This window comes from Hymenobacter monticola, assembly GCF_022811645.1.
GTDB lineage: Bacteria > Bacteroidota > Bacteroidia > Cytophagales > Hymenobacteraceae > Hymenobacter > Hymenobacter monticola.
The window spans coordinates 1,370,680-1,394,837 of sequence record NZ_CP094534.1 but is presented as its reverse complement, the minus strand read 5'-3'; the positions used below and the strand labels follow the sequence as shown (position 1 = coordinate 1,394,837).

The 24,158-nt window shown below is 61.3% G+C and carries 15 protein-coding genes and 1 pseudogene; 5 read left to right on the top strand and 11 right to left on the bottom strand.

Features of this window, described 5'->3' with window-relative positions:
• Positions 1 to 65 precede the first annotated feature (65 nt).
• On the top strand, positions 66 to 1,097 hold the full coding sequence (locus tag MTP16_RS05895; protein WP_449272149.1) for a hypothetical protein: 1,032 nt from the start codon (positions 66 to 68) through the stop codon (positions 1,095 to 1,097).
• Positions 1,098 to 1,288: 191 nt separating this feature from the next.
• Here the strand turns inward: MTP16_RS05895 and MTP16_RS05890 are convergent.
• Both MTP16_RS05890 and MTP16_RS05885 read right to left on the bottom strand, forming a co-directional pair.
• A pseudogene (locus tag MTP16_RS05890) lies at positions 1,289 to 3,574 on the bottom strand (GH92 family glycosyl hydrolase).
• 108 nt (positions 3,575 to 3,682) lie between these two features.
• Positions 3,683 to 5,251: a DHA2 family efflux MFS transporter permease subunit gene (locus MTP16_RS05885; protein ID WP_243516731.1), complete on the bottom strand. Its 1,569-nt coding sequence runs from the start codon at positions 5,249 to 5,251 to the stop codon at positions 3,683 to 3,685.
• A 79-nt stretch (positions 5,252 to 5,330) separates the two neighbouring features.
• On the opposite strand from MTP16_RS05885, the gene MTP16_RS05880 reads away from it, so the two are divergent.
• Positions 5,331 to 5,738, top strand: a complete 408-nt coding sequence (locus tag MTP16_RS05880) for a four helix bundle protein (RefSeq protein WP_243516729.1) — start codon at positions 5,331 to 5,333, stop codon at positions 5,736 to 5,738.
• A gap of 51 nt (positions 5,739 to 5,789) precedes the next feature.
• On the opposite strand, the gene MTP16_RS05875 is transcribed toward MTP16_RS05880, so the two are convergent.
• The 3 genes from MTP16_RS05875 to MTP16_RS05865 all read right to left on the bottom strand — a co-directional run bounded on the left by MTP16_RS05875 (position 5,790) and on the right by MTP16_RS05865 (position 8,881).
• On the bottom strand, positions 5,790 to 6,902 hold the full coding sequence (locus tag MTP16_RS05875) for an HlyD family secretion protein (protein WP_243516727.1): 1,113 nt from the start codon (positions 6,900 to 6,902) through the stop codon (positions 5,790 to 5,792).
• Between the two features lie 57 nt (positions 6,903 to 6,959).
• Positions 6,960 to 7,406, bottom strand: a complete 447-nt coding sequence (locus MTP16_RS05870) for a universal stress protein (protein ID WP_243516726.1) — start codon at positions 7,404 to 7,406, stop codon at positions 6,960 to 6,962.
• 110 nt (positions 7,407 to 7,516) lie between these two features.
• Positions 7,517 to 8,881 (bottom strand): TolC family protein, encoded by a 1,365-nt coding sequence (locus MTP16_RS05865; protein WP_243516724.1) that lies wholly within the window; start codon positions 8,879 to 8,881, stop codon positions 7,517 to 7,519.
• A gap of 280 nt (positions 8,882 to 9,161) precedes the next feature.
• Between MTP16_RS05865 and MTP16_RS05860 the strand changes: the two genes are divergently transcribed.
• Positions 9,162 to 11,294, top strand: coding sequence for a sigma-54-dependent Fis family transcriptional regulator (locus MTP16_RS05860; RefSeq protein ID WP_243516722.1), 2,133 nt, complete (start codon positions 9,162 to 9,164; stop codon positions 11,292 to 11,294).
• A gap of 61 nt (positions 11,295 to 11,355) precedes the next feature.
• A complete protein-coding gene (locus MTP16_RS05855; protein WP_243516720.1) occupies positions 11,356 to 12,546 on the top strand; it encodes a PQQ-dependent sugar dehydrogenase in 1,191 nt (396 codons plus the stop codon).
• 88 nt (positions 12,547 to 12,634) lie between these two features.
• On the opposite strand, the gene MTP16_RS05850 is transcribed toward MTP16_RS05855, so the two are convergent.
• From MTP16_RS05850 to polA, 4 genes are all read right to left on the bottom strand, one after another.
• Complete coding sequence (locus MTP16_RS05850) at positions 12,635 to 13,093, bottom strand: DinB family protein (protein ID WP_243516719.1); 459 nt, start codon at positions 13,091 to 13,093, stop codon at positions 12,635 to 12,637.
• Between the two features lie 33 nt (positions 13,094 to 13,126).
• Positions 13,127 to 13,549 carry a DoxX family protein gene (locus tag MTP16_RS05845; RefSeq protein ID WP_243516718.1) on the bottom strand — a complete coding sequence of 141 codons (423 nt, stop codon included), beginning with the start codon at positions 13,547 to 13,549 and terminating at the stop codon, positions 13,127 to 13,129.
• Between the two features lie 200 nt (positions 13,550 to 13,749).
• Positions 13,750 to 14,889, bottom strand: coding sequence for a hypothetical protein (locus MTP16_RS05840; RefSeq protein WP_243516717.1), 1,140 nt, complete (start codon positions 14,887 to 14,889; stop codon positions 13,750 to 13,752).
• Positions 14,890 to 14,903: 14 nt separating this feature from the next.
• Complete coding sequence (polA, locus tag MTP16_RS05835) at positions 14,904 to 17,795, bottom strand: DNA polymerase I (RefSeq protein ID WP_243516716.1); 2,892 nt, start codon at positions 17,793 to 17,795, stop codon at positions 14,904 to 14,906.
• A 260-nt stretch (positions 17,796 to 18,055) separates the two neighbouring features.
• Here polA and MTP16_RS05830 point away from each other — a divergent pair, with 260 nt between their 5' ends.
• The gene (locus MTP16_RS05830) at positions 18,056 to 20,521 is read left to right on the top strand and encodes a T9SS type A sorting domain-containing protein (protein ID WP_243516715.1); all 2,466 of its coding nucleotides are present in this window, start codon (positions 18,056 to 18,058) and stop codon (positions 20,519 to 20,521) included.
• 80 nt (positions 20,522 to 20,601) lie between these two features.
• Here the strand turns inward: MTP16_RS05830 and MTP16_RS05825 are convergent, their stop codons facing one another.
• Entirely contained in the window at positions 20,602 to 22,998 is a 2,397-nt protein-coding gene (locus MTP16_RS05825; protein ID WP_243516714.1) for an MG2 domain-containing protein, read from the bottom strand.
• Between the two features lie 21 nt (positions 22,999 to 23,019).
• The gene (locus tag MTP16_RS05820; RefSeq protein WP_243516713.1) at positions 23,020 to 24,153 is read right to left on the bottom strand and encodes a DUF4249 domain-containing protein; all 1,134 of its coding nucleotides are present in this window, start codon (positions 24,151 to 24,153) and stop codon (positions 23,020 to 23,022) included.
• Positions 24,154 to 24,158 lie beyond the last annotated feature (5 nt).

Below are 24,158 nucleotides of genomic sequence, written 5' to 3'. Positions count from 1 at the left end.
GCCAACCCGACAAAATGGGCTAACTTGCACGCTGTATTGACCTTCTAATCCGTTTTTATTCAGTGCTGTTTTCCCTAACGCCGCGTGCCGCGCTCGTGGCCGCCACCTTTGGCTTGCTGGCTGCCGCCAGCCTGCCCGCCTGCAAAACCAGCCCCAACGAGGGCGAAAACGGCGGTGCCGCCGCCAACGACAGCGTAGCCAATAAGCCCGCTCCCGTCGACACCATCAAAATAAAGGCGATGGCCATGCGGCGCGACTCGCTCAAGGCCGACAGCATCGCCAAGAAAACCGGGCAGCTGCCGGGTGCCATCCTGCCGGGCCACCGCATCATCGCCTTCTATGGCAATATCCGCTCGAAGGGCATGGGCATTCTGGGCCGCGAGCCCAAGGACCAGATGTTCCGCAAGTTCGCGGGCGTGCTGAAGGAGTGGCAGGCTGCCGACCCCAGCATTCCGGTGCAGGCCGCCTTGCACAACGTCACCATTACGGCCCAGGGCTCGCCCGGCAAAGACGGCAAGTGGCGCCTGATGAACTCGAAAGCCACCATTGAGGAAGTCATCAGCTGGGCCCGCGAGCACAAGTGCATTCTGTTTCTGGACGTGCAGCCCGGCCACAGCACCCTGCAAGTGGAAGTGCCCAAGCTGGAGCCCTACCTCAAGCAGCCCGACATTCACCTCGGTATCGACCCCGAGTTTTCGCTGGCCACCATGCCCGGCGTGCGCCCCAACCAGAAAATCGGCACCCTCGACGCCAAGGATGTGAACTGGACCATCAACTACCTGGCCCGCCTCGTGAGCGAAAACAAGCTCCCGCCCAAGGTGCTGACGGTGCACCGCTTCACCCGCAAAATGCTCACCAACTACAAAAACATCAAGCTCGACCCGCGCGTGCAGGTGGTGATGCACATGGACGGCCACGGCGAGCCCACCCTGAAAAAGGATTCCTACCACGACTACATCCAGGTGGAGCCCGTGCAGTACACCGGCTTCAAGCTGTTCTACGAGTACGACGCCCGCCCCAAGCCCCACCACATCATGACGCCGGAAGAAGTGCTGACGCAGCTCACGCCCAAGCCGCTGTACATTCAGTATCAGTAGGTTTCAGGCACACCGCACTTGTCATTGCGAGTGTAACGAAGCAATCCGTCCTGCAAGGACCAGACACGCTCTTTTACCAGAAAGCCCCGGCACTGCGCAGTGCCGGGGCTTTTTGTTGTTCTTTGTCACAAATCAAAGCTGGTCGCAAAGAGAGGACGGATTGCTGCGCTCCGCTCGCAATGACAGTCGCCTCACTTCGCCTTCGAAAACGAGTACGGCGCCGCGGCCGGTTGCGTGCCCCGATTCTTGTTCGGCGCGGCGCTCATGTCGAAATTCAACGTAGCGCCCTGCAGCAGTTCCGAATGGCTGAGCCAGTTCTTATCATAAGCCTGGCCGTTGACCGTCAATGCATTCACGTAGCGGTTAGCGGCCGAATTGTTGGGCGCGTTCAGCACAATGTCTTTGCCAGAGGGCAGGTGCAGGGTGGCTTTGGGGAAGAGCGGGGCGCCCAACACGTACTGGTCGGTGCCGGGGCAGACCGGATAGAAGCCCAGGGCCGAGAAGACGTACCAGGCCGAAGTCTGGCCGTTGTCTTCGTCGCCGCAGTAGCCGTCGGCAGTGGGCAGGTAGAGGCGGTTGAGGGTTTCGCGCACCCAGTACTGCGCTTTCTAGGGCTGGCCGGCGTAGTTATAGAGGTACACCATGTGCTGAATGGGCTGGTTGCCGTGGGCGTAGTTGCCCATGTTGGCAATCTGCATCTCCCGGATTTCGTGGATGACCTCGCCGTAGTACGATTCGTCGAACACCGGCGGCAGCGTGAACACCGTGTCGAGCTTGGCCACGAACTGCTGCCGGCCGCCCATCAGGTCAATGAGCCCCTGCACGTCGTGAAATACCGACCAGGTGTAGTGCCAGCTATTGCCCTCGGTGAAAGCGTCGCCCCACTTGAAAGGGTTGAAGGGCTTCTGAAAGGTACCGTCCTGGTTGCGACCGCGCATCAGGCCGGTTTCCTTGTCGAAGAGCTTGCGGTAGTTCTGGCTGCGCCGGGCGTAAAGGTCGATTTCCTTTTTAGGCTTGTTCAGCGCTTTGGCCAGCTGGTAGATGGTGAAGTCGTCGTAGGCGTATTCCAGGGTGCGGGCCGCGTTTTCGTTGATTTTGACATCGTAGGGCACGTAGCCGAGCTTGTTGTAGTATTCAACGCCCTTGCGGCCCACGGCATCGAGTGGCCCGGCGTTGTTGGCGCCGTGCGTGAGGGCTTCGTAGAGCACGTTCATGTCCTGCCCGCGGATGCCCTTGAGGTAGGCATCGGCCACCACCGAGGCCGAGTTGTTGCCCACCATCACGTTGCGCAGGCCCGGGCTGCCCCACTCCGGCAGCCAGCCGCTTTCCTTGTAGTCGTTGGCCAGGCCCTGCTGAATCTCGGCGTTCACGTCGGGGTACAGCAGATTCAGGAAGGGAAACAGCGCCCGAAACGTGTCCCAAAAGCCCGTGTCGGTGTACATGTAGCCCGGCAGCACCTGCCCATTGAAAGGGCTGTAGTGCATCACGTTGCCGTTGGCATCTTTTTCATACAGCTTGCGCGGAAACAGCAGCGAGCGGTACAGGCAGGAATAAAACGTGTGCCGCTGCGCCTCCGTACCGCCTTCGATGTCGATGCGGCCCAGGGCCTTGTTCCAGGCGGCGCGGCCCTGTTGGCGCACGGCGTCGAAGTCCTGCTCGCCAATTTCCCGCAGGTTCAGCTCGGCCTGCTCCGGGCTGATGAAGGACGAGGCCACCCGCGCGTTCACCTTTTCTCCTTTTCGGGTTTTGAAGCCCACCACGGCCCCGGCGTGCTTGGCCGTTACTTCCAGCACGCCGGGCGCCAGGGCTTTGTCCTGATAAAGGGCGGTGCTGGTGAAGTCGTGGTCGAACTCCAGGATGAAGTAGTTCTTAAAATTTTTGGGCACGCCGCCGCTGTTGCGCGTGGTATAGCCGATGACGCGGCGCTGCCCGGGCAGCACTTTCACGTAGGAGCCGCGGTCCAGGGCGTCAATCACTACATAGGCACTATCAGACTTGGGGAAGGTGAAGCGAAAGCGGGCGGCGCGCTCGGTGGGCGCTATTTCAGCGGTCACGTCGTGGTCGGCGAGGTACACGCGGTAGTAATTGGGCTCGGCCACCTCGGCTTTGTGCGAAAACCAGCTGGCGCGGGCGTCCTCATCAAACACCCGCCGACCGGTGATGGGCATGAGGGCAAACTGTCCGTAGTCGTTCATCCACGGCGAGGGCTGGTGCGTCTGCTTGAAGCCGCGCAGCTTGTCGGCCGAGTACTGGTAGGCCCAGCCGTCGCCCATCTTGCCGGTTTGCGGCATCCAGAAGTTCATGCCCCAGGGCAGGGCAATAGCCGGGTAGGTGTTGCCGTTCGAGAGGTCGGGCTTGGAATCGGTGCCCACCAGCGGATTTACCCACTGCGCGGGGTCGGCGGTAGCAGGCGTTTGGGCCCGGGCCACGCCCGCCAGCAGGTCAAACGCCAGAAGGGCGGTAAATGGTTTTAGCATGCAAGAAGTCAGAAGGGTAGGAGGTCACAAATAAACACTTCGCCACACAAAAAAGCCCCGACTCTCGCCGAGTCGGGGCTTTTCCAATACCTGAGTTGGCGGGCCGCATCAGTGCGCGTCCATGCTGATTTTGCCGGTGATTTTCACGCGCTTAATCAGCAGCACCAGCGGCAGGCACACCACGAAGAACAAGCCAATCATCGTGAACACCTGCGTGTAGGTGATGATGGATACCTGCTTCATCAGAATGCCTTCGAGGGCCATGTAGGCTTGCTTCTGGGCTTGCTCCAGGGGGAAGCCGTGGGCTAGGAAGTTCTGGGTGAAGGCCTGAATGCGCTGCACGGTGTTGGTGTCGTAGAGCGAGATGTGGGCCAGCGGGCTGATGCGGTTCTGGGCGATGCTACGCTCCAGATAGGTGCCCACAATGGCCACGCCAAACGAGCCGCCGAGCTGGCGAATCATGCCGGTGAGGCCGGCGGCCTGGCCGGCGTCTTTGCCCTTCAGGCCCGCCAGGCTCATGGTGGTGATGGGCAGGAAGATGAGGCCCATGCCCAGGCCGCGCACCATCAGGGGCCAGAAGAAGTCGTCTTCGCCGGCGGTGGGCGAGATAATCTGGCCCATCCAGAACGTGAAGATGAAGAAGATGCCGAAGCCCACCGGAATCATGAACTTCTGCGGCACGCCGGCTTGCAGCATGCGCCCAATCACCGGCATCATCATGCCCGAGGCCAGGGCGCCGGGCAGCAGGATGTAGCCCGTTTGGGCAGCCGTGAAGCCAAGAATGCGCTGGGTGAAAATGGGGAAGATGAACACCGAGGCAAACATGCCGAAGCCCAGCACGAACGAGAGCACCGCGCCCACGGCCAGGTTGCGGCTCTTGCCCAGCACCCGCAAATCCACGATAGGCGCCTTGGCCGTGAGCTCGCGCCAGATGAAGCCGATGATACCCACGGCAGCCAGAAAGGCAAACGTGTTGATGTAGGAGCTTTCGAACCAGTCTTCGGTTTCGCCCTGCTCCAGCACCAGCTGCAGCGAGCCCACGCCCAGAATTAGTAGGCCAATGCCGGCCCAGTCAATCTCGCGCAGCGGCCGCGGAATAGCGTTTTTGATGCGCTCGGGGTCGCGAATGAACAGCATGGTGAAGATGGCCGCCAGAATGCCTACGGGCACGTTCACGTAGAAAATCCAGGGCCAGTCGTAGTTGTCCACAATGTAGCCGCCCAGCGTGGGGCCGATGGTAGGCCCGATAATCACGCCCATGCCAAACAGGGCCTGGCCCAGCGGCAGCTGCTTGGGCGGAAAGGTATCGATGAGAATGGCCTGCGAGGTGGCCATGAGCGCGCCCCCGCCGATGCCCTGGATGAAGCGAAACGCCACCAACTCCCAGATGTTGGTGCTCTGGCCGCAGGCCATGGAGGCCAGCGTGAAGATGACCACCGACACAAAATAGTAGTTGCGACGCCCGAACTGCTCGGCCAGGAAGCCGGTCATCGGAATCACAATCACGTTGGCGATGCCGTAGGAGGCAATCACCCAAGTTACTTCCTGCTGCGTGGCCGAGAGGTTGCCCATCATCTGGGTCAGGGCCACGTTCACGATGCTGGTGTCAATAAGCTCCAGCAAGCAGCAGAGGACCACCGTCACAACGATAATCCACTTGGTAAATCCGGTTTCCATGTTTTATGGGGTAGGAGGGTGTGGGGGTAAGCGGGTAGGAGTTGTTTCTTTGGGTGATACCTCAACTCACTCTCCTGCTATGTCGAACAGTCTGTCGAATTTTGATTTTGCTGAAGAATTTCGACAGCGAACCAAAGCGTTTGCCCTGCGCATCATGAAGCTGGTGGACCGACTTCCAACCGCGCCATCGTGCCGAACGGCTGGGATGCAGTTGGTGCACTCTGGCTCTTCAGTGGCTGCGAATTATCGCGCCGCGTGCCGGGCCCGCTCCGAGCGGGAGTTCTTGGCGAAACTGCACATTGCACTAGAAGAAGCCGACGAATCGGTACTGTGGCTAGAGCTATTAAGCGAAGCAGGCCACCTACCCGAAGGAAGGCTTGATGAGTTATTGACCGAAGCCAAGTCCATAATGTCTATCCTCGGCAAAGCCGAAAAAACGGCTCGCGATAAACAGAAAAAAGCTGGCGGCCAGAACGGTAAGGAATAGGAGAGCAGAAAAACTCTTACCCTCCTACCCCCATACCTTCTTACCCTAAAATTACTTCACCGCTACCACCGCATTCACGCTCATGCCGGCACGCAAGGGGTGCTCGGGGTCAACCTTATCCAGGGCAATGCGGACGGGGATGCGCTGGGTCACTTTCACGAAGTTGCCGCTGGCATTGTCGGGGGGCAACAGGGCGAAGCGGGCGCCGGTAGCAGCCGAGAGGCTCTCGATGTGGCCGCTGAATTCCTCGTTGGGGTAGGCGTCCACTTCCAGTTTCACGGGCTGGCCCACTTTCATGTCTTCCAACTGGGTTTCCTTGAAGTTGGCCACCACCCAGGTGCGGGCGCTTCCCACGATGCCAAAGAGCTGCTGGCCGGGGCCTACTACCTGGCCGGGCTGCACATTTTTCTTGCTGATGATGCCGTCCTGCGGGGCCACGATGGTGGTGTAGCTCAGCTGCAGTTTGGCGTTGTCGAGGTCGGCCTGGCGCTGCTTTACCACGGCCTGAGCCACGGCAATCTGCTGCTGGGCGGCGGCCACCTGCTGGCGGGCCACGCTCACCTGGTCGGTGGCGGTGGCGCGCTGGGCGGCGGTGGCTTTCAGGTTGGCCTGCACGGCGTCGTACTCACTCTGCGGAATGATGTCTTGCTGGCGCAGGAAGGTACTGCGCTTCAGGTCCTTCTGCAGGCGCTCCTGGTTGGCCTGGCTCACGCCGATGCCGGTTTGGGCCGAGCGCACGTTGGCCTGGGCAGTGGCCACGCCGGCACGGGCGGCCGTCACCTGGGCCTGGGCGGCAAAGAGGGCCGCCTCGGCGGCATTCACGCGCTGCTGGTAGTCAGACGGGTCGAGGGTGACGAGGACCTGGCCCTTTTTCACGGGAATGTTGTCGTCCACTTTCACTTCCAGCACCGGGCCGCCCACGCGGGGCAGCACCGGGTACACGTCGCCTTCTACCTGGGCGTCGTCGGTGCTTTCGTGGGCTTTGGCAAACTGGTAGCGCGTGTAGCCATAAAAGCCACCGGCCAGCAGAATCACAGCCAGAATGATGAGTACAAGCGGGTTGCGCTTTTTGGGCTCCTCCATCGGCTCGGCTTCGGTCGAGGCCGCGTTGGGGTAAGGAGCGGGGGCATTTTGCACAGCAGGGGAGGTTTCGGTCTGGGCCATCTTGGTAAATATTCGGGGGCGGTGTTTTACGAAAAAGGGAGAGGTGCAGCGGCCGGCTTAGGCCTGCGCTGCCGTTTCAGTTTGGAGCGGGGCCCGCACTAGCAGCGTGGCGCACCGGGCGGTACGCAGCACGATTTCGGCCGTCGTTCCCATCAAAAAGCGGGTGAGGCCCGTTTGGCCGTGCGACCCAATAACAATTAAATCAGCCTGTTGGCGGTCGGCCTCGGCTATGATTTCCGGGGCCGCTTCGCCGCGCACCATGCCGGTGTGCACCTTGGCCACACCGGCTTCTTCGGCGGCGGCGCGCAGGTTCTGCATCCGGTCTTTGCACGAGCCAAACACCTTCGCGTCGGACTGCTGGCCGCTGGGGTCCTCCTGGGGCTCGCACACATGCAGCAGCCGCAGTTCGGCCCCCGTGGCAGCAGCCAGCGCGGCCGCATACGCCACCAGTCCAGCCGACGCGGCCGAGAAATCGAGCGGACAAAGGATGGTGGAGAGGTTCATTTTTAGGGTAGGAGGGTGTGGGGGTGGGAGGGTAGGAGTTGATAGGTGATGGGGTAGAGGGGAAGCGAAAAATCCTACCCCCATAACCTCTTACCCTCCTGCCCTAACAGCTATTGCCAAATCTGCTCGCCGGTGGCGCGCTTCAGTTGGAATTGGCCGAGGGTGTAGTTGTACATGGCCTGAGCGCGGGCCAGGCGTGCCTGGGCCAGTTGGGTTTCGGCGTCGAGCACGTCGAGGTTCTGGCCTACGCCGTAGCGGTAACGGCCCTGGGCGCGGGTGAGGGCGTCGCTGGCCTGCGCTACCTGCTGCTCGGCGTTGTTGTAACGGGCCTGGCTGAACTCCATGTTGTTCACGGCCTGGCGCACGTCGGCCCGGATTTGCTCCTGCGTATCGGCGGTGCGGGCCACGGCGGCGCGGGAGTTGGCAGCGGCTTCCACGCGCTGCTTTTTGTTGCGGCCGCCGTCGTAAATCGGCACCGACAGCTGCAGCACGCCCACCGTGTTGAACCGAATCCGGTCGATGTCGGGCAGGATGTAGCCGTTTTTGCCACCGGCCTGCACGCCCGCGCCGAGGCTGGGCAGGTTGCTTTTCTCGATGAGGCGCGATTGGAGCACGGCCGTATTCTCGGCGTCGCGAGCCAGCTTTACTTCGGGGCGGTTGTTGCTGGCCTTAGTCAGCTCGGCCTGCATGTCTACTTGCTGGGGCTCGTAGCTCAGGCGGCCTTTCACCGGCACGTCGGCCTGCTCGGGCTTGTGCAGCAGGCGGGCCAGCTGCACCTGCTGGTTGCGGAGCTGGTTTTGCAGGTCGAGCTTGGTGTTTTCGGCCTGGGTGATGCGCACGTCGGTAGTCGTCACGTCAAACTTGGTGCTCACGCCGCCTTCCACACGCTTCTGCATTTCGTTGCGGTGAGCTTTTAACGAGGCAATCTGCTGGTCCTGCACCCGGATGCTCTCGCGCATGAACAGGATGTTGTAGTACAGCTGCGCGGCGTTGAACGACAAGTCGCGCCGGGCCACCGTGATGTTGTCCTGCGCCGTCTGCACCTGCGATTCGGCCACGCGCACAGTGGCGTCGTTCTTGCCGAAATCGAGCAGCAGGTACTGCGCCGTCACGTGAAAGTCGTAGTTATTATTCGGCGCAAACTGCAGCGTTTCGCCATTAAAAGGCAGCTTCACCACCGGGTCGATGCGGGTGTAGGTGGCCGTGCCGGTAATCTGGGGCAGGAAGCCAGCCCGCGTCTGGCTCAGGCGGCTGGTGGCCGCGTTGCTCAGCTCGGTGAGGTTGGTGATGCCGGGGTTGGCGTCGAGCACGGCTTGCACCGTGGCACCGAGGGACAGAGAGTCGCTGGCCAGGCCAATGGCCTGGGAAGCCGCCGGCACGCCGGGCTGGTTTTGCGCCAGTGCCGGCTGGGCCAGCACCAGGCCGCCGATGAGCGACAAGCCGGCAAAACCTTTCAGTGATTGAGAAGAAAACATAAGGCCAAATGGCATAGGGTGTGCCCCGCTCTTACCGAAAGACGTGCCAGCACTAATGAGAAATATATTTTTCACATTTAGCCATTGAATACTAATTAATTAAAATCAGTTTGCCTCCTTTCTGAGCACTGCCGAGATTAAAATATTTAATCTATATTTCTTAAATATCAGGAATTGGTAGGCTTTTACTCCTGTTATTTCAGGAAAATTCGGCAACATTTAAAACAGTCGCTTGTCTGAACCGTCTAAGACGACACCAGTTGAAGCCGGAACCAACGCCATGCCCACTACCGACGAAACTCTGCTGCTGCACCTCAACGAGGCCATCGCCACCATCCGCGAAAAGGACAAGCTGTTCAAAGCGGTGACGACCAAGCTGCGGCTCATCTTCCCGTTCGACCTCATCGGCATCAACGTGTTCGATGAAACGCTGCAGTACAAGCGCTTGTTCCTGCGCGACTATTACGGTGTGGACGAAATGCCGCCCTTGCCCGAGGGCATGGAGCAATTCTCGCCTATCGCTGGCACGCCCATTGAGGTGCTCGTGGCCGACCCGCGCGTGCGGCAGTTCACGCCCCAGGAGTACATGCGCAACTACCCGAACTATGCGCCCTACAACAAGTTTGAGAAGCTGGGCGTGACGCACCTCACGGCCGTGCCGCTGCACATCGGCGGGCGCCTCACGGGCTTCCTCACGCTGGCCTCGCGCCGCAACCCCAACCTCACGCCCGCCGACGAAAAACTGCTGGAAAAAATCGGCTCCCTCATCGCCGTGGCCGTGGCAAATACGCTGGCCTTCGAAGAAGTAGCGCGCCGCGAGCAGGAGCGCACCCTGCAGCTTAACATCACCAATGCCCTGCTCAGCATCAAGCAGCGCGAGCCGCTGTTTCGGGCTGTGGCCGAGGCATTAAGCCAAGTAGTGGCCTTCGATTATTTTGGCCTGCGGTTGCAGCGCGCGGGCCGGCAGGAGGCCTTTGAGGGCTTTGCCGAGTTTTCGCGCCCGAGTGAAGCACCCGGCGCCCCGCTGCAGGCCCTCGACCCCGACCGGCGCAACGGCATCAACCAGCCCGATACATCGACCATGTATCAGCAAATGAACGAATTGCTGCAAACGCCGGGCCTGTACACTGCCGATAGTTTTCGGGCGCTGGCGCAACGCTACCCTTTCCTGCGCCGTGTGTATGAAGAGCACGGCACGCGGGCCATCCTCATCGCGCCCATTTGGGAGCGGCCCGATGGCGCGGCGGTGCTCATTCTGGCTTCACCCAACCCCACCGCCTTCCGTTCCGACGACCTGGCCACCGTGCTTGCCCTCACCCCCCAGATTGCGCTGGCCCTGGAAAACCTCTTCGCCTTCGAGCAAATCGAAGCGCTGAAAGCCCAAGTGGAGGAAGAGCGCACCTACCTGGTCGACGAAATAAACACTTCCGCCCGCTTCGGGGCCGACTCGGGGGCCTTTGTGGGCAGTGGGCCGGCCTTGCAGCTGGTGCAGCGCCGCATCAGCATGGTGGCTCCAACCGATACCACCGTGCTGATTTCGGGCGAAACCGGTACCGGCAAGGAGCTGGTGGCTCGCGAGTTGCACAATGCCTCGCCCCGCCACGCCCGCGCCCTCATCAAGCTCAACTGCGCCGCGCTGCCCGCGCAGCTCATTGAGAGTGAGCTGTTTGGGCACGAGAAGGGCGCTTTCACCGGAGCTGTGGAGCGCCGTATCGGCAAGTTTGAGCTGGCGAATGGGGGCTCTATTTTCCTGGATGAAATCGGGGAGTTGCCGCTCGACTTGCAAGCCAAGCTGCTGCGGGTGCTGCAGGAAAAGGAATTTGAGCGGCTAGGCGGCACCAAAGTGCTGCACTCCGACGCCCGCGTCATCGCCGCCACCAACCGCGTGCTGGCCGATGAGGTGGCCGCCGGCCGCTTCCGGGCCGATTTGTACTACCGCCTCAACGTCTTCCCCATTGAGCTGGCCCCCTTGCGCGAGCGCCGCGAAGACATCGAGCCGCTGATGCGCCACTTCATTCAGCGCTTGAGCAAACGCCTGGGTAAGCCCGTGCGCCAAGTGCGCCCCGATGACCTGGCGGCCCTGCAGGCTTATTCCTGGCCCGGCAATATCCGCGAGCTGGAACACGTGCTGGAGCAGTCCATCATCGTGAGCCAGGGGCAGTTTCTGGAGTTCGCGGGCTTTGCCGGGGCCCCGCTGATGATGGCGGCCACGGCCGCGCCGGTTGTGCCGGCTGCCGTGCCTATAAAAACCATGAAGGAGCAGGAACGGGACCACATTCTGGCAGCCTTGCAGCGCACCGGTGGCCGCGTGAGCGGGGCGCAGGGTGCAGCATTGTTGCTCGATATTAACCCCAAGACCCTGGAAGCCCGCATGAAAAAACTGGGTATCCGGCGCACGGTGGCGGTGGAGTAGCGGCTACGCAACCCCAGGCCGGAAATAGAGGTTGAAGAGGATGAACAATTTATCAATGCTCATGGCTCTTATTCGACCCATTATACTCGCTGCTGCGCTGCTCACCACCTTCACCGCCGCCGCCCAAAACGTGCCGCCGGCCGCCACGCCTTTCAAGATGACGGGCAACATTTACCTGCCCAACAAGCTACCCGCCACCGACGCCCGCGTGGCCGCCCTGAAGGTGGCCGCCGGCTTCACCATCAGCAAGTACGCCGAGGGCCTCGACATGCCCCGCATGCTGGCCCAGGCGCCCAACGGCGACCTCTACGTGAGCAACCGCGTGAAGGGCAGCATCACGCTGCTGCGCGATGCCAACAAGGACGGCAAGGCCGAAGTGGTGCGCCAGGTGGCCCAGAAGCCCCACCTGCACGGCTTGGCGATGAAAGACGGCAAGATGTACCTCAGCGCCATTCGGGAAGTGTATGTGGCCGATGTGCTGCCCGACGGCGGCCTGAGCGAGCCTAAAATTCTGTACAAAGACCTGCCCGACGCCGGCCAGCACGCCAACCGCGTGCTGCATTTCGGGCCCGACGGCCAGCTCTACCTTTCGGTGGGCAGCACCTGCAATGCCTGCGACGAGGACAACCCCGAAAACGCCACCCTGCTGGTGCTCAAAACCGACGGCTCGGGCCGCAGCATCTACGCCAAGGGCCTGCGCAACACCATCGGCTTCGACTGGCACCCGGCCACCGGGCAGTTGTTCGGCATGGACCACGGCATCGACTGGCTCGGCGACGAGGACCAGATGGAGGAGCTGAACCAGTTGAAGCAGGGCGCCGGCTACGGCTGGCCGTCCATCATTGCCGACGGCAAGCCCTACCCCGCCAACAAGCCCAAGAGCGGCGAAACCTACGAGCAATTCGACGCCAAAAACCAGCGCCCGCTGCTGCTCTACAAGGCTCATTCGGCCCCGCTGGGTCTTGTTTTCAACAAGGGCACGCAATTTCCGGCCGCTTACAAAAACGATGCTTTCGTGACCATGCACGGCTCCTGGAACCGGGCCCAGCCCTCGGGCTACAAGCTGGTGCGCGTGCACTTCGATGCCCTGGGCAAGCCGGAGAAATTTGAGGATTTCATCACGGGCTTTTTGGTGGAGAACGACAAGTCGGAGTTTGGCCGTCCCTGCGGGCTCATTCAGGCCACCGACGGCTCGTTGCTGATGAGCGACGACGACAACGGCGTGATTTACCGCGTGGCTTACAAGAAATAGGCGTTGCCAGACTGCTTGACGCCTCAGAAATCGCCCGGCGCGCCTGACGTGCTGGGCTTTTTGCGTTAGATGAACCGATGAGCCTTGTTTATTTCCAGGCCTTCAGCAGGCGGCGTACCAGAATGATTTCGCCGGTGTGATAGGCGTTGTGGTCGGCAATGAGCATGGCTTCGCGCAGAATGGTTTGGCCGGTGCCGTGGGGAATTTTAGCCAGCAGGTCGGTGCCGGGGGCGTGCAGCAGGTGCAGGAAGCGCTGTCGGTCCTGGCGGATATGGTCGAGGGTTTCCTGCCACTCTTCCTCGTCGGCGGTGGCATCGGGCGCGGGCCAGTAGCCCTCCGGCCATTTCGGCGACTCGTGGTCGGGCTCTAGGCAAAACTCCACGATGTCCCACTGCGCAATGCGGACGTGCTCCACCAGCTGCCAGATAGTGTAGGGCACGTCGGGCACGCGTTGGTTCCAGATTTCGGGTGTGAGGCCGGCGCAGGCTTCCTCGAAGGTGGCGTGCGCGTTGCCTTTGGTGAGCAGGCTGGTCAGTTCAGCCAGCATGGTTTTTTGGTCGGGTCGGTCCACTGAAGTTGGCTATTTCTGTTTCTTAAGCGACTGCAGCGCGCCGGTCGAGTACAGGGCCGCGCCCATCAGCACGGGCTGGAAAAACAGCCGCGCCAGCCGCTTGGCATCCGTATCGAGGCCAAAAGCGGAAATGCGCTCGGTGTACTGGTGCACATTGCCGGGAAACACGGCCGCGTAGAAGGCGGCCAGCCCCACGCCCATGCGCCGCCGGTTCTTACCCTTCAGCAACAGCAGCGCCAGCCCCAGCCCAATTTCGACCACGCCCGAGGCCAGCACGGTGGTGTCCTTGTCGCCGGGCACAAAGTCGGGCACCTGCGCCTGGAACTCGCGGCGCGCAAAGGTGAGGTGCCCGGTGCCGGCCAGCACCATGAAAGAGCCCAGCACGCCGCGGGCCAGGTTTTGCAGGGTGGAAGTATGCGAAGGGTGAGGCATGGCGTTGGTAAACGTAAAGTGCGAAAGCTATACGGAGGCCGGCCTGCTGGGGTGCATGCTACACGCCGGCGGAGAACATCATGGCAAGCAAATTTGAGGGCTAACTACGCAGCCAAAGCGGCTGCGTACAAGGCAGGAACAAATGACTTTATAAGTTATAAAGCCACTAGCCAAATTCTCGCAATCAGCTGATTTTGAAATTATTCATTCCATTCTACCTTGGTAAGCTGTTGGCCTTGCCATATCAGCGTTGCCAACACAGTACGCTCACCCAAATCGAATAAATTGATGTTGCTTACGGCCAGGTCCGAACTATAGGAGTTCGTGATGGGGTCATGGGTGTAAAGATTGTCGGCAAACAAGGGGTCTACTATGGTAATAACTTGATTGCTAATCGTTACCAGAAAACTGGTTTGGCGCCAGTTCATCAAGTACAAGTTTTTATTGTGCCAGTTGAACCCACTCAAAAGCTGCAGCCCATGAAACCTAAAAACGGGGGTTACTCCTTTTTCCGGTAGTGTAAAACGGTATTGCCAGTTGACTTTTTCATTAGCAGAATGAGTTGCTAGTGGCAATACATCCGGGTCAGGAATGATGGCACAACCAGCCGAGCCCATCAGGTGGCCCAGCGATGTTAGGAGACGGTATTTTCCATCTTCCTGCCATAGGCTATTGGCGCAGGTTGCATTGGCGCGGTGCGTCTTTCGGGTTTGTTTATTATAGAAATACACCGTGCCGCCAAACTCCCCGTTGCAGTCGGAGTAGGCTACGTAGCGTGCGTCTTCGTACAGCTTCGGCCGCTGACCTAAAGGAACCGGCTGCTTGGAAAGGTGCCAGCCGGAAGCTGGTTCAAAAGAGTAAGTCCTGCTTGCGCTTTGCGCCACCAACTTTCCATTCAAGAGCCAAAACTGCTTCCAGTTGTTGGTGTTGAGCTGCCGCTCTAATGCGTCATTAGGGGCTAAATCATTCAGATTATAACAGCCAAATTTTCCGTTTTTAAAGAGGGCCACCAAGTGATTTTGAAAGACCACGGGGTAGGCTACTGGGTAGCCGTGGCCGTTCAACTGGACTATCCGACGCTTTAGCGCTAAGGGTTCATCAGCTAGTTGCAACTCAAAATTTAGAACCCGTTGCTTATCAGCATCAAAAACACTGTCTCGGTACACAATGGGTAGCGAAAAGCTCGCCGGTGTCTTGAAAGCGTTATAAAACCGCTCACTGTACAATCGTCGCAATAGGGGTTGAAAAGCGGCAGCAGTGTCGTTCTGCCCCCAGCTAGCCAGGGGCAGTCCCATGCTTAAGGCAATCAATAGCGCCCTCCACCAGCTTGGCATTTCCACAGGCAGGAATCTAGTTAGTGGGCCTGCAGCCAGTTGCGACCAGTGCCCACTTCTACTTCCAGCGGCACGCCGTGGGGCAACAGCAGGGCCGTAGTCATTAGCTCCTTGATTTTGGGGGTGATGTATTCGACTTCCTCCTGCACGGCGTCGAAGACCAGTTCGTCGTGCACCTGCAGTATCATGCGGGTTTGGAGCTTCTCCTCGCGCAGCCAGTGGTAGATGTTAATCATGGCCATCTTGATGATGTCGGCGGCCGTGCCCTGGATGGGGGCGTTGATGGCGTTGCGCTCGGTGTAGCCGCGCAGCGTGGCGTTGCGCGAGTTGATGTCGCGCAGGTAGCGGCGGCGCTTGAGCAGCGTTTCGGCGTATTCCAACTCGCGGGCGCGGTTGATGCTCTCGTCCATGAAGGCCTTCACTGAGGGGAATTCCTGGAAGTAGGTCTCGATGATGTCGGTGGCTTCCTTGCGGCCGATGCCGATGCGCTGGGCCAGCCCAAAGGCTGAAATGCCGTAGATGATGCCGAAATTGACGGTTTTGGCTTTGCGGCGCATTTCGCCGTCCACGGCTTCGAGCGGCACCTTGAACACCTTGCTGGCCGTGCTGGTGTGCACGTCCTGGCCCAGGCGGAAGGCTTCAATCATGGTTTTATCGCCCGAAAAGTCGGCCATAATGCGCAGCTCCACCTGCGAGTAGTCGGCGGCCAGCAGCACGTGCTTATCGTCGCGCGGCACGAAGGCTTTGCGGATTTCGCGGCCCTTCTCCGTGCGGATGGGGATGTTCTGCAGGTTGGGGTTGGTGCTGCTGAGGCGGCCGGTAGCCGTCACGGCCTGGTTGAAGTTGGTGTGCACACGGCCGTCCACCACGCTCACCAGCTGGGGTAGGGCTTCCACGTAGGTGCTGCGCAGCTTGGTGAGCTGGCGGTGCTCAAGGATGAGGCCGGCAATGGGGTTGTCGGCGGCGAGCTGGCTGAGCACCTCCTCGCCGGTGGCGTACTGGCCAGTTTTGGTTTTCTTCACCTTGCCCTTGCCGATGTCCATCTTATCGAACAGCACCTCACCCAGCTGCTTGGGCGAGCCGATGTTGAACTCCTGCCCGGCCTCGCGGAAAATCTGCCCTTCCAGCTCCGTGATGTAGCCCTGCAGCTCGGCCGAGTACTCATTCATCGCGCCCGAGTCAATCTTCACGCCCTCGTATTCGATGCTGCTGAGCACCGGCACCAAGGGGTTTTCCACGTCGTTGAGCAAGCCCAGCAAACCCAGGTCCTTGAGCATGGGCTCGAATACGTGCTTGAGCTGCAGGGTCACGTCGGCGTCTTCGCAGGCGTAGTCTTTCACTTCGGCCGGCGGAATGTCGGCCATGGTTTTCTGCTTCTTGCCTTTGGGGCCGATGAGCTCGATGATGCTCACGGGCGTGTAGTGCAGGTAGGTTTCGGCCAGCACGTCCATGTTGTGGCGCATGTCGGGCTCGATGAGGTAGTGGGCCAGCATGGTGTCGAACAGCGGCCCGCTCACTTCCACGCTGTAATGGCGCAGAATGGTGAGGTCGTACTTCACGTTCTGGCCGATTTTCAGGATGGTTGAGGCCGAGAAAAACGGGCAGAACTCCTCCACAATGGCTTGCACGGCGGTCTGGTCCTCAGTGGGCACGGGCACGTAGTAAGCTTCGCCCGGCAGCCAGCAGAAGCTCAGGCCCACCAGCCGCGCGGTCATAATATCCAGCCCGGTCGTTTCGGTGTCGAAGCTCACTTCCGTTTGCTGCATCAGGAAGCCCAGCAGCGACTTACGCAGCTCCGGCGTATCCATCAGGTGGTAGTTATACGGCACGTCCTCCAGCCGCTTGCGTGGGCCGCTGGGCGCCCCGTAGCCGGCCGTTTCGCCTTCTTCGGCGCCAATGGCCACGGCCTCGTCGCCGGGGTTGCCGAATAAGGAGGCCTGCCCGGCCGCTGCCCGGGGCCGCCGCACGGGCTTGGAGCCAGGAGCGGCCACGCTGGCCGGCATGCGGGCCGGGCCGCTGCCCCCGCCCAAAATGCGGGCCGACAGCTGCCGGAACTCCAGCTCCTCAAACAGCTCGCGCAGGGTGTTCTCGTCGGGCGCGTCGAGCACCAGCTTGTCGGGCTCGAAGTCGAGCGGCACGTTCACGTGGATGGTGGCCAGCTCCTTGCTCATCAAGCCCTGCTCGGCGAAGTTGCGCACGTTTTCCTGCTGCTTGCCCTTGAGCTGGTCGGAGTTGGCAATCAGGTTTTCCACCGAGCCGTATTGCTTTATCAGGGCCTTGGCCGTCTTCTCGCCAATTCCGGGAATGCCCGGGATGTTGTCCGAAGCATCGCCCTGCAGGCCCAGAATGTCAATGACTTGCTCCACGCGCTCAATCTCGAAGCGGGCCAGCACATGGTCCACGTCCAGGATTTCGGCCGCGTTGCCCATGAAGGCGGGGCGGTAGATTTTGATGTGCTCCGTCACCAGTTGGCAGTAGTCCTTGTCGGGCGTCATCATAAACACCTCGAAGCCTTCCTTCTCCGCTTTCTGGGCCAGCGTGCCGATAACGTCGTCGGCCTCGAAGCCGTCCATCATCAGGATGGGGATGTGGAAGCCCTGGATGATTTTCTTGATGTAGGGAATGGCGATGCCGATGTCCTCGGGCATGGCCTGGCGCTGGGCCTTGTACTCGGCAAACTGGTCGTGGCGGAAGGTTTTCTTGGCCGCATCGAAGCACACGCCGATGTGGGTGGGCTTCTCCTTTTGCAGCACCTCCACCAGCGTGTTGGTGAAGCCGAGCACGGCGCCCGTGTTCATGCCCTTGGAGTTGATGCGCGGGTTTTTGCTGAACGCGAAGTGCGAGCGGTAGATGAGGGCAAACGCGTCGAGCAGGAAAAGCTTTTTGGGGGCGGGAGCGGCGGTGTCGGACATAGAACGAAAGTACGTTGGAACGTGGTACGTGGCTGGATTTTTGCTCATTTCAGCAAGCTTCTGAATAGTCAAGTTGTCGCGCAATACATTAGTACTGAATTCTGTTACTTCCACATTCACCTCTTTCCACTGGCCCGATGATGCATCACTTACGAATTCCGATTTTATGGTTGGCACTACTGGCTTGGCTTCCGAACCGGCTCCTGGCCCAAACGCTTGACCCCGCGTTTCATATTCCCGCGATTTATGGGGAGGCCACGGTGAAAGATGCGGTCCAGATGCCGAACGGGCAGTTCGTGGTTGCTGGGGATTTCACCCGCATCAATGGCCAGGCGGGCAGCGGCTTGGCACGCTTCGATGCGGCGGGCGTTGAGGACCAGGTATTTCGGCAAAACCTAAGCGCGGCCACCGTGTGGGCGGGGAAGCTGCTGCCCATGCCCAATGGGCAGCTTTTGGTGCAGGGCCGCTACCAAAACGGCGCTACGCAGCGCAACTATTTGTTTCGGCTTAACGCCAATGGTACGTTGGACCCCACCCTTAACGTGACTTTTTCGGGGAGTTATCCTGCCCCCGAGGTAAGGGAAATGCTGCTCCAGGCAGATGGCCGAATTATCATTCGGGGCGATTTTACAACCAACGCGAATGCGGAAATCGTGCGTTTGCAGAGCGATGGGACGCTTGACCCAAGCTTCAGCGTTTCGCTGACTTACGGTTCGCAAGTAAATCAGATGCTGCTGCAAACCGACGGGAAAATTATCCTGGGTGGCCCATTCACTTGGCTCAACGGCAGCCGTGCGTTTTTTGTGGCCCGGCTGAACACCAATGGCAGCACCGACACCAGCTTCCAGAACCAAGCCTACACCAATGCTCCGCTCTACGTCAATTCGATTGCCTTAACTGCCAATGGTTCTGTGGTGGTTGGTGGCTATGCTATCAATGTCGTTGGCGGGCAATCTGTTTCGATATTTCGCTTGCTGCCTACCGGGGCACTCGACCCCGGCTTTGCCGTGCCGGCCAGCGTGGCGGGGCGCGACTGCCAGCGCCTGGTGGTGACGCCCAACGGGCAGGTAGCGGTGCTACAGAGCACCTACTCTACTTTGTCGCAAACCGGAGCCCGTTTCGACGCTCAACTGGTGCGTTTGCAGGCAAACGGCGCTCTCGATGCCGCTTTCCAGCCGGGCAGCGGTCCCGACTGGGCGCTGAGCGAGCTGCGGGGCCTGCCCAACGGCAACCTGCTGACATGGGGCTACACCAGCAATTTTTCGGGGCAGCGCCGCACGCTGTCCCTCTTGCAGCCTACCGGGGCGTTGGAAACGACCTTTGCACCCTTGCTACAAGTGCCGGGAAATGTGCGGAAAGTGGTGCGGCAAGCCGATGGCAAGCTGCTCATTGCGGGGTATTTCAACAGCATTGACGGCCACCTGACCGACCGCATTGCGCGACTGCTGCCGGACGGGCAGCCTGACTTGAACTTTGCCTGGCGGCAACCCAACAGCGCCTCCTGGACCCTGTCGGCATTGGCTGTGCAGGCCGATGACAAGGTGCTGGTTGCCGGCAACACATTAAACGGCAACACTTACACCGCCAATAGTTCGCCCGAGGAACCGGTATTTGCGCGCTTAACTACGAGCGGCCTTGCCGACCCGGGCTTTGTACCCGCAATACCACTGACTGCTTCTTCACCGCGCAGCCGCATTCAATTGCTGGCCGAGCAAGCCGGTGGGCAGATAATCGTGGGCGGGGCGTTCACCGATGCTGCTGGCAAGGCCAACCTGACCCGGCTTCTGGCCAACGGCAGCGTAGAGCCCACCTTTGCCCCACCGGCTGCCCAGCCGGTCGTCTACAGCGGGCTGGTGCAGGCAAATGGTTCTATTGTGTGCGTAGTGCCCGTAACCGGAGCAACTTATAGCCAGACCCTGCAGCGCCTGTTACCGGGCGGCAACCCGGACCCCGCATTTGCTTATACGCCCCCGGCCCAGGCATCGCAGGGATTGCCTTACACGGGCTTGGACCGGGTTTATCAGGTATCGGCCACCGGCGACTACATCACTTCCGGCGTATTGGGTGCTACCAGAGTGCTGGCCCGGGCCACGGCCAGCGGGGCCGATGTAGCGGGCTTTACAACGCCTTTCCAGCCCATTGCCGGACCAGCGCTGGCCTATTCCGGGGTGAATGCCGTAGCCGCACAGGCCGATGGCCGGCTGGTAGTGGGCGGCTACATGCAGCAAAGCAGCCAGTTCGGTGCCCCGGCTACCTTGCTGGCCCGGCTCGAGGCAAATGGCCAGCTCGATGCTACTTTCAGCACCAGCCTCATCACCAATCCGACCGGCACCCCTGTTTTTGAGCGCTACTCAGTATCGGATGTGCTGGTGCAGCCCGATGGTGCTGTTGTAGCGGGCGGCTACTTCCTGCAGGCGGCAGGGCAGCCCGCCACGGGCTTGGTGCGCTTCCTGCCCACCGGCGTGCTGGCCGTGCGCACGGCCAAAGCAGACAGTCGGATTCAGGCCTGGCCCGTGCCGGCCCGCGAGGTGCTGCACCTGCAACTGGAAGCCAGCGCCCACCCGCAGCGCGTGCAATTGCTGGACGCGCTGGGTAAAACCGTCATCAGCCAAGAAGCCACGGCCGCCGACGTTTCGCTCAACACAGCCGCGCTGGCCCCGGGCGTATACGTGCTGCGCGTGGACTACGCCAGCGGCCCGGCCACCCGCCGCATCGTGGTGGAGTAAGCGCACAGAATGAGTAGCAAAAAAGGGACAGTGCCGGCTTCAAACCCGGCACTGTCCCTTTTTCGCAATAAGCACTGAGGCTACAAGGCCGGCTTCACGTCCAGCACAAAGCTGCGGCTGCCGGCCAGCCCGTTGGTGGCCAGCCCCTGTAGCACCACCAAGTAGCGCCCAGCCTGGTCGCCGGTGTAGAAGTCCAGCGTCTTGGCGGTGGAGCCGGTCAGGTTGATATCCGGGTTCCAGTAGAGCAGGTTGCGCAGGTCGGGCAGGCGGCTTTTGGCGGCCTCGGGCGTGTCGTAGCGCGGGGCGTAGAACTCGCGCTGGTGCTGCACGCCCTCGTACTCCTGCACCAGCACGTGCGGGTCGAGCGGGAAGCCTTCGAGGTCGCCTTTGTAAGTGGTGAAGCTCACGATGCCGTTGTACACGGCCGGGCCGTGAAAGTAGCGGCCGTCCAGCACGTCGAGCTTGCGCACCTTCAGCGGGTTGAAGGCCATTATCTTGTTGATGTTGAACACCGGCATGCCATCGAGCAGCACCATGGGGTTTTCCGTCAGCAGGGTGCGGTTTGTCCGGTCAGTCACCAGCAGGTGAAAGCCGTCTTTGCGAATCCGGACCACCACGCCCGGCACGTACTCGCGCAGTACTTCCTCCATCACCTTGAAGCGCGTAAACTTGTCCAGCAGGTACGTTTCATCGGGCTTGCCGAAGAAGGCCAGGCTGTCCACGCGCCCCGAGGCGTAGCGGTTGCGGTATTGGCTGCCGAATGCGTTTTGCACCTGGGCCTGAAAGTGCCGCTTGGCGTAGTCGTTCTGGAAGCGTGGCGTGAGGCCGAACGCCGGGCGCGCCCCGGCGGCGTAGCGGGTCGAGAAAGGGCTGAGCAGCGTGAGTTGGCTGGTGCTGTCTTGCCCGGCGTCGGTTTGCAAAATGATTTCGCGGGGGCCGCTGAAGCGGTTGGGCTCGAACCAAACCACGCCCTGGGCATTGCTGGCCGCCACGCTCAGGTCCACGATGCGGCTGGGCGACGACAGGAAGACGTTGATGCCGGCCCGGGGCTGGCGGGTGCCGGCCTGCAGCACCTGGGCTTGTATCACAGGGCCGTACGGCTCGGGCAGAAACTCGAAGGGCTTGGGCGCGGCCAGCACGTCTTCCCACTTAAAGCGGCTCCAGCCCTGCGTCAGCAGCAGGTTGTCGGTGGCTTCGGCGGCTTCCGGGCCGGTGGCCGTGAAGTAGTAGTCGGGGTTTTCCACCGTGCCCTGCAGCTCGGACGTGAGCCAGAGGTAGCGGTCGATGCCCAGGCCGGGCGCCGTGGTCAGCGAATCGAGCCGGTACACGGCCATCGACAGGCTGGCCGCCGGGGCGGGCGCCGCTACCTGCACGCTCACCTTGTTGCGGACGCCATACTGCGGCTTGTCGGCCTGGGCCGTGAGGGCCAGCAGCTGTTGGGGCGCCCGGAAATACAGCCGCTCGCACAAGGGCTTGCGGTCAGCGTTGAACAGCGTAAGGTGCGACACACCATCGAGCAAGGCGCTTTTTTTGAAAGTGAAAACGGCCTGGCCGTTCACCAGCATCTGCTTGGCGGCCAGGGCCACCTGTTGCCGCGAGTGCGCCAGCAGGGCCAGCGGCTCGGGCTGCGGGCTGCTGGTTTTCACCGTCAGGGTCAGTTCGTCGGCGCCGGTGTCGTCGAGGCGAATCACGTAGCCCTGCTCGGCCGCCACGGGCAGCGGCTGCGTCAGCACGCGCTTGGGCCCGAGCGTGACGGTGGCCGTGTAAGTGTCGGGGCCAGGGGCCGGGGTAAAGTCGAAGTGGCCCATGCCGAAGCGCTGGGTTTTGAAGGTGGCCACCACGGCGCCGCGCTGGTTCAGCACCCGGCCTTCGGCAGCGGTGCCGCGCCCGGCCTTGTCGGTAATTTTGAAGGCCACCCGGCTGCGCAGGCCCCGCACCAGGTGGCCGCCCTCGGGAAAGAACTGCGCGTCGTAGGCCGCGGCCGAATCGCGGGCGCTGGCCCCCGAAGCCGCCTGGGTGTTGATGACCGTGATGGAGCGGTGGAAGTAGGCGTCGGGGCTGAAGTTTTTCATCCAGCTGGTGTAGGCGCGCACGGTGTAGCCGCCCGCCGCCAGGGCCGTGGGCAGCACCAGCGTGCCTTGGCCGGTGCCTTGCTGCAGGGCCACCTTGGTTTGCAGCACGGGCTGGCGGTCGGCATCCAGCACTTCCACGTAGGCCACGCTGCTCAGGGCCAGGGGGCGGGCGTGGGTGCCATCGGCGGCGTAAACCTTAAACCAGAGGGTTTCGCCGCTGAGGTACACCGGGCGGTCGAGGTGCAGGAACAGCTTTTCGTGCGGGCTGCGCTGCTCGTAGCGCAACAGCTTGCCCGTGAGGCCGTCCAGCGAGTCGAGCGGCGCGGTCTGGCCCGCGGCGGCTTGGGGGGTAGCCAGCGCCAGCAGGGCCAACGGCGTGGCCAGCAATATCTTTTTAGGCATCATAGCTCAACGAATAGAAAGCGGCTACCAGAACGAAGGACGCACGGTGGTGCCCTTGCGACGACAATCGACGCAATCCAGGGTGGATATGGTATAACCCTTAGGAATTTGGCCTACCGGCAACGCCACTCCCGACCGAAAAATCTGGAAAGGGTTTTTAACCTTGCTCAGGTCGAGTGTGTCGGGCGGGTAGCAGCCCGTGAAGCCGTCATTGAAAGGCCAGCTGAAGGGCAACTGGGTGCGCTCCACAAAAATGCGGCGCTGCTGCAGCGTGTGGGCCCCCACAAACCCCATCGCCAGGTCGTCGGGGCTGTTCACGCAGTGCACGTTGCCCGTGAGCTGGGCCGGCTGCGGGTCGAAGAGCGTGCCGATGCTTTCGGTGTTTTTGCGTAGCAGGTCCCAGTAGGCGTATTCCTCTTTGGTGAGGGCGTGCTGCTGCACCAGCAGGCTGTAGCGCCGGAAAATCCGGTCGGAGTTTTGGGGCAGGCGGCGCAGCAAAAAGTTCGACACCACGTCCTGGCTCAGGGAAGTGGTTTTCGTGAGCTGAACAATCGGCGACCGTTCCGTGCCCCAGCACACCGTGGGGTAGGGCACCCGAATGGGAATTATGTTGTTGTTGAGAAACTCGAGCGAGGGCCGCAGCGGCGGAATAATCTCCCAAGTTTCTTCGTATTCCCAGCGGTAGTATTGCGTGGCATTGGCGTCGTCGTGGGTGCTCACGTAGATGCCCAGGCCCTCGCGTTCCGCGCGCCAGTCCACTGCATCGAAGGCCGGCGTAATCTTCACCGGCACATAGTCCGACACGTATTCCTTGCCGGCCTGCGTGCGCAGATGCAGGCGGTATTTGCGGGCCGGGTTCAGCGTTTGCGCGGCCGAGGTGTACGTGCCCTTTACGGTGCCCTCGGTCAGGGGCAGGCGGGTGCCGGCTTCGTCCTCGATGTAAGCCGTGGCCTGGGTTTCGACGGGTTGGGTGGCTTTCGAGGCCACGGCGTAGGTGCGCGAAAGGTTGATAGTGGTCACGCCCTGGGCGTTGAGAAAGCCATCGACCACCAGGTAGCTGGGCGGCGACGTAATGACCTCGGGCATGTACGGGTCGGTGCAGGCCGCCAGCAGCACCAGGCACCCCGACAGCACCCGCCGGATTAGAAGAGAAGACACCTGCA

Coding starts and splice junctions, on each gene's coding strand:
- MTP16_RS05850 (WP_243516719.1), bottom strand. CDS start 13,093: ATGCTGGCTGAACTGACCAGCCTGCTCACCAAAGGCAACGCGCACGCC.
- MTP16_RS05880 (WP_243516729.1), top strand. CDS start 5,331: ATGTCGAACAGTCTGTCGAATTTTGATTTTGCTGAAGAATTTCGACAG.
- MTP16_RS05845 (WP_243516718.1), bottom strand. CDS start 13,549: ATGCCTCACCCTTCGCATACTTCCACCCTGCAAAACCTGGCCCGCGGC.
- MTP16_RS05865 (WP_243516724.1), bottom strand. CDS start 8,881: ATGTTTTCTTCTCAATCACTGAAAGGTTTTGCCGGCTTGTCGCTCATC.
- MTP16_RS05860 (WP_243516722.1), top strand. CDS start 9,162: ATGCCCACTACCGACGAAACTCTGCTGCTGCACCTCAACGAGGCCATC.
- MTP16_RS05885 (WP_243516731.1), bottom strand. CDS start 5,251: ATGGAAACCGGATTTACCAAGTGGATTATCGTTGTGACGGTGGTCCTC.
- MTP16_RS05870 (WP_243516726.1), bottom strand. CDS start 7,406: ATGAACCTCTCCACCATCCTTTGTCCGCTCGATTTCTCGGCCGCGTCG.
- MTP16_RS05825 (WP_243516714.1), bottom strand. CDS start 22,998: ATGATGCCTAAAAAGATATTGCTGGCCACGCCGTTGGCCCTGCTGGCG.
- polA (WP_243516716.1), bottom strand. CDS start 17,795: ATGTCCGACACCGCCGCTCCCGCCCCCAAAAAGCTTTTCCTGCTCGAC.
- MTP16_RS05855 (WP_243516720.1), top strand. CDS start 11,356: ATGGCTCTTATTCGACCCATTATACTCGCTGCTGCGCTGCTCACCACC.
- MTP16_RS05875 (WP_243516727.1), bottom strand. CDS start 6,902: ATGGCCCAGACCGAAACCTCCCCTGCTGTGCAAAATGCCCCCGCTCCT.